We start from the raw sequence: 12,514 nt of genomic DNA, 5'->3' as shown, positions 1-12,514 counted from the left end.
AGCGGCGCTTCAGTCAGCCAGCTTTTGGCGGTCAGCGTAGTGCCGCGCGGTGCGCGAATTTCGGTGTCACGGTATTTGGTCATGCCAGGCTCCTCGGTAGGGGTATTAACGCTGAGTGACGTCTGTGCATTTCTCCACCGCAAACCGGAGGGAAGCACCACACGCTTACTCATATATATACTTGTATGTACAAGTATATGCAAGACAAAACAAGAATGACTTCCATGCCTGTAGAAACCAGGCAAAAAATCGATTTATTTGCAAAATGAAGGGCATGCTGAGAACGACTTCACATGCCGTTTTATGGGATCGTTCACGCCGCCTGTCGCCAACAAGCAGCAAGGCCGCCGCTACGGAACGGTTACCCTCGCAGACTCATGGGCGATGCCCAACAGTACGCATGGGCCAACCCGCAACTAGGTCCGATATCGACCAATCAACGTCTGGAGCTCACCCGATACATTCGTGAGCTGTCGAGACTCTGAATGGGACTTCTGAGCAAAATCGACCACCTGTAACGCATCATTGAGGACTCCCGCAATGTGGCGATTAATCTCTTCCGACACTTGATGTTGCTCCTCTGCTGCGGCAGCAATCTGTACGTTCTTGTCGCGAATGTCGTCCACAGAGTTCTGGATACTCTGAAAGCTGGCCCTGGCAGATTCGATACTCTCGACACTGCCCTGCGATAGCAAAAGGCTTTCCTGCATTTGGCCAGTAACACGACTTGTCCGCTCGACAAGTCCTCCCAGGACTTCACCAATCTGTCCCGTCGAGTCCGCTGTGCGTCTGGCCAACGCCCGTACCTCATCCGCAACAACGGAAAACCCACGACCCTGCTCACCCGCGCGAGCGGCCTCAATTGCAGCATTGAGAGCCAACAGATTGGTTTGATCCGCAATTGATCGAATCGTATCGAGGATTGCGTTAATGTTCTGGCTGTCCTGCTTCAGCAACTCCAGCGCGTCGGCAGCCTGACCCAGGCTGGTACTCAATTGCTCGACGCTCAACGCGGCATCAGTAATCTGGCGTTGGCCATCCATGACGTGCCCCTGCCCCGCATCGGCAGAGTTGACCGCCGATCCGCACGCCTTGGCAACGTCGTTTGCCGTCGCCACCATCTCGTTAAACGCCGTCGATACCAACTCCAGCGACTCCCTCTGTCGCTGGGCAGCATCATTCATATCCGTCGCGAACATCATCATTTTTGAGGATGTTTCATTTAGCACGACAGACGCACCTGTGATTCGCACAACAAACTGGCGGATCGTTTCCAGGAACGTGTTGAACCAGCGGGCAAGTATGGCGGTTTCATCCTTTCCAGCGCACTGAAGCGAGCGGGTCAGGTCGCCTTCACCATTGGCAATACCTTCCAGTCCCAAGACCACCCCTTGGATAGGCCCCACTATACGACGTGCGAAGGTTGCCCCCAGGATCGCAAAGCCGATGACCAGCAATGTAGCTACCAGGCCGAGATGCCAGGCCAGCCGCTGAGCACCAGCCAGCACTTCTTCTTTCTCAATCAACCCGACGAAGCGCCACCCCAATCCAGAAGAGCTGACGATGTTGGCCATGTAGCTCTTTCCACCGAGCTCAAGCTCAAGGTACCCGTCCGGGGCGGCCTTCAGGGGCGCATACTCAGTGCCAAGATCTGCCAACGACTTGAACGAATGCTCGGTAGCGCTCGCATCCGCCAGCACGGTTCCGTCACGCTCAAGCAGCATGAGATACCCGGTGCTACCGATCTTTATCTTGTGCACCAGGTCGGTCAGTTGCTTGAGTGACACATCAATGTCCAATACACCGCTGATCTTCCCCTCAGGATTGACGACCGCTTGTACCGTACCCACTAAGGCAATATTCCCCTCCTTCCATTCATACGCCTCAGTGCGTACGGGCTTTCCGGGATTGGTAAGTGCTGCTTCATACCAAGGCCGCACCCTGGGGTCATAATCTTTGAGCAGAGAGTCTGGCCAAAAGGCAACACCGCCATCCGAAGAGCCCAAGGTAATGAAGGCATAGGCAGGATGAGTGTTTGCAAATTCTGTGAATACGTTTAATAAAACCTGTCCGCGCTCACTGGGCGGCAAGCGCTCAGGCGCCGGGCCTTGATATGACTTGAGTAGCCCATCTGCAGTCCGAATCGACTCCAGATTTGCCAAGTAAGAAGCATTCTGGGAAACGCCATCAAAAAAAAGTTGCATGGCACCGTCAACCTGCCGAATTTCACGACGGCTGCTCTCGACAAATACGTCCTTTGCCTGCTGGCGTTGATCGAATATCACCCAAGCCGCAATCAGAAGTACAGGCACGCAAGCCATGGCGATAAACGCAGCCACTAAACGCTGTTTAATACTCAACCCAGTTTAACTCCAGCAAGTAGAAAACCCCCGGCAGGCATGAGCGTCTCATGAAGCGCTCTATCGCTTTCCATTACCGTGAGCGCCTGCAGAACAGCGGCCCCCATTAAACGGCATCATCGACAAAGCGTTGCACTCATGCGGCAACAGCCAAGAATCATCTTGATAGTATCGTTTAGCCTCATACACACGAACCCAAGAGAGCCCCCGCATAGTTAGAGACGGGGACCCTTTTGATCGCCTTCTTGCCAACGACAGGTGCACAATCAACAGCCAGTCGGCCTCACAGCAGCATGCACCCAGACGTTTGTTAGAAGATGTTCAGCGGATACGAGGTGATAATACGGATTTCGTCTTCATCCGCGCCGGAGTTGTGGCTTATATCTTCATTGCCGCGATAGGTCGCCTGTCGAATTTTGAACGACAAATCCTTGGCGGGCCCTTCCTGAACGACATAGTGAACTTCGATGTCACGTTCCCACTCTTCACCGTTACGAACGGTGTTTTCAAAACTATAGGCGCCATGCACATCTGCCCCCGTACCGTTTGCATCTTTACCGGTAACGTAACGGACCATGAAGCTAAGTCCTGGAATACCCAACGCACCAGCATCAAGGTCATATTGCACCTTGTAGGATTTCTCACCGGGGGCGTTGAAGTCGGCCCATTGCGAGGAGTTAGCCAACCAGATTGAACCGCCACCGACATAGCCGCCTGGGCTTTCTCCCCCTTGACCACTGATACCCAGGTAGTCAAATGGCGTGTTGCCATTAACCCGCTGATGAGCAACGGTAAAGCTGTGTGCGCCGGCAGTCAGTTTCAGGGCGATGCTGTACGCATCATTGTTTATCTTGCCAGCTCTGGCGTCTCCCGCATCATCGGTCTTGTAATAGTTCAAACTGGTCAAGAGCGACAGACCATCGCTGATATTAAAGTGGTGATACAGGTCAGCATAGTACTGATTCCACACATCCTCATAGTTAGCGGCGTGCAGACCACCCGATAAACTGTCGCTGAAGGTATAGTCGCCACCGACATACGTAGCGCTATCGACCCGGGTCCAACCATAGGCAGTACCCAGATTGCCGTCATGGTTGGTGCTGTTGTCGGCGTTGCCGGAAGTGAAATGACCACCCTGCAGTGCAAGGTTTTTGATTTCGTTACTACTGAACAAACCGCCATTGGCATGTTGCGGCATCAAATAGCCGTCCCATGTACCAAATACGGGGCTTTGCGGCATCAGGGTGCCAAGTTTCAGTTCGGTTTCAGACATGCGCATTTTGACCGCGCCGCCGGCCATGCCGTAGGCATCCTGCGCCTGGCACGAACCGGTAGCGGCATCACAATGACTTGCGTTGGTCGGGAAAACCTGACTACCTCCGGTACCACCACCGCCATTGAGGCGTACAGCACCGTTCGCAAAGGCATCCACACCAAAACCGATAACACCCTGGGTGTAACCCGAGGTGAACCTCAGCAGTTCAGCCTGCCCCCACTCATTTATGTAGTTTTGCGTACCGGGTTCAGTATTTTTATAATTCTTGTAGAACGCAACGTTACGACTCTCCAGATGTAACGTGCTGTCTTCAATAAAGCCATTGGACTTCGCTTGGCTGGAATTACCCAGGCCCTGAGCAAGAGGGGTTACTTCTTCTGAAGCGAAGGCGTGTTGGGCCGTTGCCGCGGCGATGGCCAAAGCCAGCACGCGCCACTTATTAAGCTGCATCGCAATTAATCCTTATTCTTGTTTTATGATGACTTACTTTTTAATCGCAAAAGAATGCCGCCAAGCGATTATTCACCACTGAATTAACCATGCACCCTGATGCACAGTACTATCAGCAATGACAAACCACAAAGTTCGCAGTTTACAACGTGAAGAATCAGCGCCCCAGAACACGATCCAATGCTGGATGTGCGCGTACCAAACGAGCAGCACTTTCAATATCAGGTGCTAACCAGCGGTCCTCATCATACGGCGGAACCTGTTCACGCAGCAGGCGCCAGGCAGCCCCGGTGCCGTCGCCGAATCGTTGTTCTTTGAGGAACTCGAAGGCCTGCGCTGCCAGAAGGTATTCAATAGCAAGTACCTGAGTCGTATTGTCGATAACCTTGAGCAGCTTGAGGGTCGCACCGGTACCGAGGCTAAGGTGATCCTCCTGCAGCGCAGACGTCACAAAGTTATCGACCACTGCAGGCTGTGCAAGGTGTCTGTTCTCTCCGACCAAGGCAGCCGCGACATATTGCGCGATCATCATTCCCGAGTTCACCCCGGGCAAGCTGACCAGGAAAGGAGGCAGCCCGCTGACGAGAGGATTGATCAAACGGTCCAGGCGCCGCTCTGCAACCCCCGCAAGTTCTGCAACTGCGATGCACAGCAGGTCGGCAGCCATCGCCACGGACTCTCCGTGTGGGTTAGCCTGAGACAGGACGCGATAAGCTTCCGGTGTTCCGACAACGAGTGGATTGTCAGTCGCCGACGCTAATTCGATATTGATCTGCTGTTCGGCATGAGTCAGTTGGTCACGACAAGCGCCATGAATCTGAGGGATCGAACGAATACTCAAGGCATCCTGGGTACGAATGCCGCGGCTGTTGGCAATGACTTCGCTGCCTGCCAGCAGCGCACGCAGCTTAGCACCAACGTGCTGCGCACCTGGATGGGGTTTCAGCGCAAGAACGGTCTCATCGAACGCATCGACCTGCCCCTTGAGCGCCTCGAAACTCATCGCACCGATGACGTCCGCCCAGTCAGCCAGATTGAACGCATCAGCCAACCCCAGACATGCCAGGCCGGTCATGCAGGGCGTGCCGTTTACCAAACTGATCCCGTCTTTGGCGGTCAGTTCCAGCCTGGCCATGCCAGCCTGATGCAGTGCTTGTTCCGCAGGCATCAACCGCCCCTGCCAGCTAACCTCACCAAAACCCAGCAACGCGACACCAACGTGCGCCATGTGAGTCAAGTAACCGACAGAACCCTGTGAGGGCACGACTGGCGTAATGTGCCAGTTGAGGAGCGCTATCAACGCCTGTATTACGTTACGGCTGATGCCTGAATGACCATGGGCATAGTTGTTGACTGCCGCGCACATGATGGCGCGCGTTTGCTCAACCTTTAGCGGCGCCCCGACGCCACAGGCGTGGCTCAACAGGGTGTTGCGCGACAACTGCGCCAATTGCGGGCCTTCCAGTCTCACGCTGCTGAGTGCGCCAAGGCCGGTGCTGATTCCATAGGCCCGCTCACCCCGTGCCACGATGTGATCGACGATGGCACGAGCGTTATCGATACGTGCCCAGGCTGAATCACTGAGGCTCAGTTGTGCGCCATCGCGCGCAACCCTGACGATCTCTCGCCAGGTCAACGGGCTATCGCCAAGGATAACGCCAAGGTTCTGCCCAACTGCGAGCTCTGGTGATGCCGGGCCATCGTTGATGTGATATGAGAGGGAGGTGTTGTTCATTCCGCACTCCTTAGCTGATGGCTGGCGACAAATTGGCGGAAGCGTTCGGTGGGCAAGCCCTCAAACAACTCGGCTGGAGTACCTTGGGCGTCGATATGGCCGTCCTGCATGAAGACGACTCGGTTGGATACATGACGGGCAAAACCCATCTCGTGGGTGACGACCAACATGGTACGGCCTTCCTCCGCCAGCCCGCGCATGACTTTAAGGACCTCACCCACCAACTCAGGATCAAGTGCTGAAGTGGGCTCATCAAAGAGCATGACTTGAGGGTTCATGGCGAGGGCGCGAGCAATCGCTACGCGTTGTTGCTGACCACCGGACAGATGGGCCGGGTAGTAATCACGTCGATCATACAGCCCGACCTTCTGCAGTAACTGCTCTGCCTCTTCAACGCATTCGGCACGGGAGCGCTTCAGCACTCGCATAGGCCCTTCTATGACGTTCTCAATGACGCTTCTGTGTGACCACAAGTTGAAGCTTTGAAACACCATGCCAAGACGGCTACGGATCTGCTCCACCTGGCGCGTATTGCTGGGCACTTGGCGACCATCACGCAGGCGCTTCATTTCAATGGTTTCACCATTGAGGCTAATACTGCCCTCGTCGGGTGTTTCGAGCAGATTGATGCAACGCAAAAATGTACTTTTCCCCGAACCGCTTGCACCGAGAATAGAAACAACGTCGCCCTTATGTGCATTCAGGGATATGCCCTTGAGCACATGTGCTTGACCATAAGACTTCTGGATATTGCTGACCGACAGTGCGGCCTTAGGCTGAGTATTCATAGTGAACTCCGCAGGGATTTCGGATTGCTGCCGGCGTCAAGCTTGGCTTTCGTCGGGGTATGCACTGGCCGCTCACGCAGGTGCGGCGTCAGACGATGCTCGAGCCAGCGCATGGCGCGTACGATGATGTAGTTGAGTACCAGGTAGATAAACGCGGCACAGGCAAACACTTCCATGGTGCGATAGGTCCGCTGAATGATCTGTTGAGCAATACCGGTGACATCCCAGACGGTAATCAAGCTGGCCAGTGCCGTGGCCTTGAGCATCAGGATCGCCTCGGTGGAGTAAGCCGGCAGTACCTGACGCAACGTGACCGGAGCGATGATCCTGCGCAACAGCGCCAAGCGCGACATACCGATAGCTTGCCCCGCCTCAATCTGGCCATAGGGGATACTGAGCAGACCGCCACGGATGATTTCTGCGGTATACCCAGCGGTACACAGCGCCAGTGAAACGACTGCACAGCCATAAGGTGAACGCAGGACAACCCAAGCGAAACTATCGCGCACCACTGGAAACTGCCCAAGCCCGTAATAGATCAGATACATCTGAATGATCAGCGGCGTACCGCGAAAAATCATGATGTAGCAACGTGCCGGATAGCTCAGTAATGGGCAGCGGCTGACGCGCATGCCGACAATGGCAAATGACAGCAACAACCCCAGTGACAGGGAGCTGAAAAACAACGTCAGCGTGGTGGGCAGTGCCGACAGCAGCTTCAGTAGCGTGTCGAGCAAAAATGCAAAATCGATCATTTGAGGCTCACCTGTCTCAGTGCTGGAGAGGACTGCGGCGCTGCGTACGCTGCACCCGAGCCTCGGCGATATTGAAAATACGCCCTGACAATCCGGTCAGTAGCAGATAGCCGATGCCGCCAATAATGTAGAAGGCAAAGTACTGACGGGTAGAACCAGCGGCCATCAGGCTGGCACGCATCAACTCGACCAGGCCAATGACTGAGATCAGCGCAGAATCTTTCAGGGTCATCTGCCAGACATTCCCCAAGCCTGGGAGCGCATAACGCATCACCTGAGGGATCAACACACGCTTGAAACGCATGAATTTCCCCATGCCAATGGCCAGGGCAGCCTCCAGTTCACCTCGAGGGACGGCCATGAACGCGCCACGATAAACCTCAGCCTGATAAGAGCCAGAGAGCAGTCCGACCGCGAGTGCGCCCACCAAAAAGGGGGGCATGCCGATGTAACCTGTGGCGCCGAACCAGTGACCTACAGCGGAAACGACTGTGGCACCGCCAAAGTAGAACAGGTAAATCACCAGCAGCTCGGGAACGCCTCTGAACAGCACCAGGTACGAGTCACCCAGCCAGCGCAGGCCAGGTTGACGTGACAGTTTGGCTGCGGCGACCAGGCTGCCAAACACTGCACCGACGAGCAGCGACACCACCGTCAGTAACAGCGTCATGCCGATGGCCTTCAACAAGGCCAAGCCCCAGCCGGTGTTACCGAAACTGAGCATCTGCAAGGTATCCATAACTGTATCCTTTATATCGAAACGCTTCTGATTCGCTGAAAGCCCATAAGACGGACTCACAACGATGCGTTACGGAGTTACTGGGTCGGCATTGACTGGCTGTTCACCCGCAGACGCGAGGACAGCACTTGGCTTGCGACCCGATCTCAGTCTTCTTATGGTGTGATATCAGCCTTGAACCATTTTTCGGTGAGTCTCTTCACCGTGCCATCTGCCAACGCGGCGCTCAGTGCTTCGTCGAATTTCGCCTTTAACTCAGGGGTGTCCTGACGGAAGCCGAGTGCCTCTCCCGGCCCCCATATGGGACCGCCGATCTTGGAACCGACCATGGAGACAGACTTGTTCTCGGGCATGTCGAGCACCGAGCTGAAAAAGGTCACGTCATCGAAGCTGAAATCAATACGCCCGGCCTGCAAGTCCAGAACATGCTCATCGGACTTCTTGTACTCTCGGATGGAGGCGATGTCCTTGAAGTTGGTCTCGACGAACTGGGTATAGGCAGTACCGGACGATATGCCGATGGTTTTACCCTTGAGCAGGGTCCGCATCTGATCGATGTAGGGTTTATCCAGAGCAGCATCACCGGTGAGCTTGACCACCTCCCCGGCCACCCCTGCCCGAGCGATCAGTTCTGGATCGCTCGCCGCAAGCACACCTTGGGTAGCGGCATAGGGACGAGAGAAGGCGATGACTTTCTCGCGCTCGGGAGTGATTACGATGGCATCCATAATGAGGTCGAATTTGCCCGCTTGCAGGCTAGGAATCATCCCATCCCAATCCTGGGCTTGTAGCGTGCACTTGAGCTTCATCCGTGCACACAGATCCGCCATCAACTCAGGCTCAAAACCGCCGATGGTTCCTCCTGGAAGTGTCATGTTCCAAGGCGGATAAGCGGCCTCGGTGGCGATGGTCACGGCGGTCCATTCTTTGGCCTCGGATACTGATGCGCAAAGCAAAGCCACGCCGATCAGCGCAAACTTGACCTGTTTTGTTAACGCCTTGATTTTTATTGTTGTCATGTGCGTTTCCCGTTGCAATCAACGTTGAATGGTATGACTCATGGCTTCTCGCAGAGGTGCAAGAAGCCGTTCTTGAATCCATTCATCACTTTTCGGTAATACTGATCAGTACGCGCGACCGTAAAAACCGATGCTCTCTTCCTCGCTAAACTTTACATCTTGCCTTTCGTAGTAAGAGAAAATAGCGATCAGTCGCTCCTGCGAACCTTCGATAGGCGTTACTCGGTGCAGAGCGTTGACACCACGGAACACGTTCAAGGTTCCGGCTTCCAGGGTAAGGGTTTTTACGTCTGGGTCGCGTCCGTCGAGAACGGCTGCAACGCCATCATAGTTGGGGTTCTCAGCCGAACGCAGATTACTCCGGTACTGGAATTTACCGCCCTCAAATGGCTCCTGTAGCAGCAAGGTGGTGGTGAATTCACTGCGATCGAAATGCCAGTTCAACGCCTCGCCTTCGCGGTAGCTCATGACATTGGCACGCGCCAAAGGGTCCTGCATCATGTGAAGTGATGGCTTCTTCATGACGGCCGCGATAAAGCGCAGCAGTGGCGGGTACTCGTAAATAGCCAGCACAATGCTTTTTTCAATCTGGTCGGCACACAGCGTGTGATTGGTTGACTCGACCTCACGTAGCGCTGGGTGTTTTGGATCCAGCTCCTTGAAATCGGGCAGAAAATAGATATTGTGCCGACGCGAATGCGTATGTGACTGACTGTCCATTTTCGGTTTGATTTCCGCCACAGCCTTTTTGATGGCTTCCGGCTTCATCAACTGAGTCAGATTGAACATCCCGGTCTCTTGCAACTCAACAGCGGCGCTATCGACCATCGCCTGCCATTTGGGGCTACCTTCCTGGTCCAGCGGATAGCGCTCCAAATCTAGAATGTCTCGCATAGGTACCTCCTAGTAAGTGAGGCATCAACGTACCGCGAGAAAAACTTTCTCACAACGGCAGTAATTGTTAACTTACCATTAGAAAATCTTTTGCTAGGGGAGCAACATGGGTCGTCTACCACCGCTGAATGCCGTTAAAGCTTTTGAGGTTGCGGCACGGATGGGCAGCTTCGTATTGGCAGCCGAAGAACTAGGCGTATCCGCGGCGGCGGTTAGCCAGCAAGTCAAACATCTTGAAGACTTCCTGGAGCGCAAACTTTTTGTGCGTACCGGAAACCGCATTACGCTGACAGACGCCGGGCATGCCATCTATCCGCAGACGTCCCGTGCGTTGAACGACATCGCCGCCATGACAACACGTATCCTGGAGGGGGATCTGCACTCACGGCGGCTGGTCATCAGCGTTCCTTTTTCATTGGCCGAAACCTGGCTGGCACCGAAGCTGTCAACGCTGCAGGAGCTGTATCCGCAGTTAGCGATCGATATACGGGTGGAAGACGATCCGATAGACCTGATCCGCCATGACATTGACATTCGGGTCAGTTATGGCGACTACCATTACCCAGGCGTGACGGCGATACACCTGATACGTGACGAGGTGATTCCAGTCTGTACGCCTGAGTTTTGGTCAGTTCATGGCAATGACGAGTTTGACCTCTCCAAGATCCCCCAGAATCTGTTCATCCATACTCACTGGGGCGCCAGCTATGCGTCTGGCCCTACTTGGCATGATTGGTTTTCACTGATATCCAGCAACCACTACCCAGACCCGAAACAGGGCGTACGATGCGGATTGTCCAGCTTGTCGGTCTCACTGGCGCGCTTGGGTCTTGGTATTGCACTGGGGCACAGACTCATCGCTCGGGCAGATCTGGCCGCCGGGCACCTGATCAGCCTGTCGTCGGTGTCGCTCCCGCTTGGCCATCCCTATTGTGCGTTTGTACCGGCCTCCAAGGTAGGCCGCAAAGACATCACCCGAATGATGGAGTTGATGGCGGATCAATAACGAGACAACGAAAGGGCAACCACTCGCCGGATTGCCCCCTGCTAGCTCAACGAGCAATGCTCTGATCTCCCTCATCATCCGGCTACGTTCCACCTACACCGCCAATGAACAGGCCTGCCAGGTGCTCGACTAGGCATCGTTACCGTTCAAACGCCCGCCTTCAGGCCACGACAGGTTCTGCCGCCAATCCTTTCTGCACATACCAGGACAACGGCAGCGTCAGCAACAGGGTGGTGGCCAGTATGATCACGGCGAAAGGTGCCCCCGTGATATCGCCCAGATGGCCAAACACGACGGGTGCCAGCGCGCCGCCACCAATCGTGCCGGTGTAGAACACGGCGAAGGCCTGCTCGCGCTTGCCCGGGCTTGCCAGGTCCGGCACGGCGCCATAGAGCACCGACGACGTGCCATTGAGCACCAGCCCCAGCAGCGGCAGGATCGCCATCAGGCCGAAGAATGGCAGGTACACCGCCATGATGATCAGCACAGCGGTAGAGAACTCGGTCAACCACACGGTCCTCATCATGCCAATGCGTACGCCCAGGTAGCCGCACAGCAACTTGCCGAACGCCCCACCGACGAACAACATCGTCAGCGCCAAGCCTATGCCTGCGGTACCGGCCCCTTTGTCTTGCAGCAGGAACGGTAAGAAGGTGAGGAACCCCATCCGTACCGCGCTGTCCAGCGTGCCGGTCAGGATCAGTGCGCGCAACCCGCCGACAGAACCACGCCCGGGGTTTGCCGTGAGCGCTTTACCCTGAGCCGCCGCGGGCTCCGCCTGCACCGGGATCAGCCACCACAGCAGGCCCGCAGCGATCAGGCCGAGCAGGCCCATCAGGGTGACGCTGGCGCGCCAGCTGATAAGCATCAGCAGCAGGCCGACAACCCCCGGCAGCAGCGTTTTACCGAGGTCCCCTGCGAAGTTGTACTGGGACAAGGCTTGCTTGACGCCCCCGCCGGCCTCATGAGTGTCGGAGATCAACGAAGACGCCAGCGGGTGTTGAGTGCTCGCGCCCAATCCCCCCAGCAACAGCGCCATCAACAGTACGCTCAACCCACCGGCCTGCCCCGCCAACAGGTAGGCCAGCCCCGCAAGTGCGGTACCGGCCACCAACAGGCGTGCTCTGCCCCATCGCCTCGCGGCACGGCTTGCCACGAGCTGGAAACCGGCCATCATCCCCGAATAGGCACCCCGCAGCAGACCGATCTGGGCATAGCTCAAGGCGAACTGCGCCTGCCAAATTGGCAACAACACATAGATAACGTCGGTCAGGCCATCATGGACAGCATGGGCGCCACACCCCGCAATCAGCGAGCGGCGACGCACCGTAGTATCGGCAGGTTGCGCCACAGGCAAAGACGGTCCTTCGTCGTTGAGTGCATTCATCGTGTAGAAATCCCCGCGGGTCGCACGCTGATCACCTCACATAATCCTGGGTGAAGGATACCTCGGGACCGTGGGGTTTACAGCCCGTCGCGATCAACCCGCGTC

General features: G+C 55.7%; 11 protein-coding genes and 1 pseudogene. 1 reads left to right on the top strand and 11 read right to left on the bottom strand.

Annotation, left to right across the window (positions count from 1 at the left end):
- The 10 genes and pseudogenes from IE038_RS25445 to IE038_RS22070 form a co-directional block, all read right to left on the bottom strand.
- Positions 1-83: hypothetical protein (locus IE038_RS25445; protein ID WP_438810794.1), on the bottom strand; the 83-nt coding region annotated here is incomplete at its 3' end.
- Positions 84-416: 333 nt separating this feature from the next.
- A complete protein-coding gene (locus IE038_RS25440) occupies positions 417-1,184 on the bottom strand; it encodes a methyl-accepting chemotaxis protein (RefSeq protein WP_438810793.1) in 768 nt (255 codons plus the stop codon).
- A gap of 87 nt (positions 1,185-1,271) precedes the next feature.
- Positions 1,272-2,321 (bottom strand): annotated as a pseudogene (locus IE038_RS25435) (cache domain-containing protein); the annotation flags it as partial.
- A 349-nt stretch (positions 2,322-2,670) separates the two neighbouring features.
- Entirely contained in the window at positions 2,671-4,086 is a 1,416-nt protein-coding gene (locus IE038_RS22100) for an OprD family porin (RefSeq protein ID WP_189396289.1), read from the bottom strand.
- Positions 4,087-4,243: 157 nt separating this feature from the next.
- Entirely contained in the window at positions 4,244-5,821 is a 1,578-nt protein-coding gene (gene hutH, locus IE038_RS22095) for a histidine ammonia-lyase (protein WP_163934382.1), read from the bottom strand.
- Complete coding sequence (locus tag IE038_RS22090) at positions 5,818-6,609, bottom strand: ABC transporter ATP-binding protein (protein WP_189396288.1); 792 nt, start codon at positions 6,607-6,609, stop codon at positions 5,818-5,820. Before IE038_RS22090 ends, hutH begins: the two co-directional genes overlap by 4 nt.
- Entirely contained in the window at positions 6,606-7,364 is a 759-nt protein-coding gene (locus IE038_RS22085) for an ABC transporter permease (RefSeq protein ID WP_163934379.1), read from the bottom strand. The genes IE038_RS22090 and IE038_RS22085 overlap by 4 nt, the downstream gene beginning before the upstream one ends.
- A 16-nt stretch (positions 7,365-7,380) precedes the next feature.
- On the bottom strand, positions 7,381-8,103 hold the full coding sequence (locus tag IE038_RS22080) for an ABC transporter permease (RefSeq protein WP_189396287.1): 723 nt from the start codon (positions 8,101-8,103) through the stop codon (positions 7,381-7,383).
- 155 nt (positions 8,104-8,258) lie between these two features.
- The gene (locus IE038_RS22075; RefSeq protein WP_438810792.1) at positions 8,259-9,017 is read right to left on the bottom strand and encodes a transporter substrate-binding domain-containing protein; all 759 of its coding nucleotides are present in this window, start codon (positions 9,015-9,017) and stop codon (positions 8,259-8,261) included.
- A 210-nt stretch (positions 9,018-9,227) separates the two neighbouring features.
- The gene (locus IE038_RS22070) at positions 9,228-10,016 is read right to left on the bottom strand and encodes a HalD/BesD family halogenase (RefSeq protein WP_189396286.1); all 789 of its coding nucleotides are present in this window, start codon (positions 10,014-10,016) and stop codon (positions 9,228-9,230) included.
- 106 nt (positions 10,017-10,122) lie between these two features.
- On the opposite strand from IE038_RS22070, the gene IE038_RS22065 reads away from it, so the two are divergent.
- Entirely contained in the window at positions 10,123-11,022 is a 900-nt protein-coding gene (locus IE038_RS22065; RefSeq protein ID WP_189396285.1) for a LysR substrate-binding domain-containing protein, read from the top strand.
- A gap of 160 nt (positions 11,023-11,182) precedes the next feature.
- Here IE038_RS22065 and IE038_RS22060 read toward each other — a convergent pair whose 3' ends face one another.
- Positions 11,183-12,409, bottom strand: coding sequence for an MFS transporter (locus IE038_RS22060; protein ID WP_163932256.1), 1,227 nt, complete (start codon positions 12,407-12,409; stop codon positions 11,183-11,185).
- Positions 12,410-12,514 lie beyond the last annotated feature (105 nt).

The sequence above is a fragment of the Pseudomonas laurentiana genome (assembly GCF_014648275.1).
GTDB lineage: Bacteria > Pseudomonadota > Gammaproteobacteria > Pseudomonadales > Pseudomonadaceae > Aquipseudomonas > Aquipseudomonas laurentiana.
The sequence above is the reverse complement of the archived record's forward strand: the minus strand, read 5'-3'. Positions and strand labels throughout refer to the sequence as shown.

Coding starts and splice junctions, on each gene's coding strand:
- IE038_RS22100 (WP_189396289.1), bottom strand. CDS start 4,086: ATGCAGCTTAATAAGTGGCGCGTGCTGGCTTTGGCCATCGCCGCGGCA.
- IE038_RS22070 (WP_189396286.1), bottom strand. CDS start 10,016: ATGCGAGACATTCTAGATTTGGAGCGCTATCCGCTGGACCAGGAAGGT.
- IE038_RS22065 (WP_189396285.1), top strand. CDS start 10,123: ATGGGTCGTCTACCACCGCTGAATGCCGTTAAAGCTTTTGAGGTTGCG.
- hutH (WP_163934382.1), bottom strand. CDS start 5,821: ATGAACAACACCTCCCTCTCATATCACATCAACGATGGCCCGGCATCA.
- IE038_RS22060 (WP_163932256.1), bottom strand. CDS start 12,409: ATGAATGCACTCAACGACGAAGGACCGTCTTTGCCTGTGGCGCAACCT.
- IE038_RS25440 (WP_438810793.1), bottom strand. CDS start 1,184: ATGAATGATGCTGCCCAGCGACAGAGGGAGTCGCTGGAGTTGGTATCG.
- IE038_RS22090 (WP_189396288.1), bottom strand. CDS start 6,609: ATGAATACTCAGCCTAAGGCCGCACTGTCGGTCAGCAATATCCAGAAG.
- IE038_RS22085 (WP_163934379.1), bottom strand. CDS start 7,364: ATGATCGATTTTGCATTTTTGCTCGACACGCTACTGAAGCTGCTGTCG.
- IE038_RS22080 (WP_189396287.1), bottom strand. CDS start 8,103: ATGGATACCTTGCAGATGCTCAGTTTCGGTAACACCGGCTGGGGCTTG.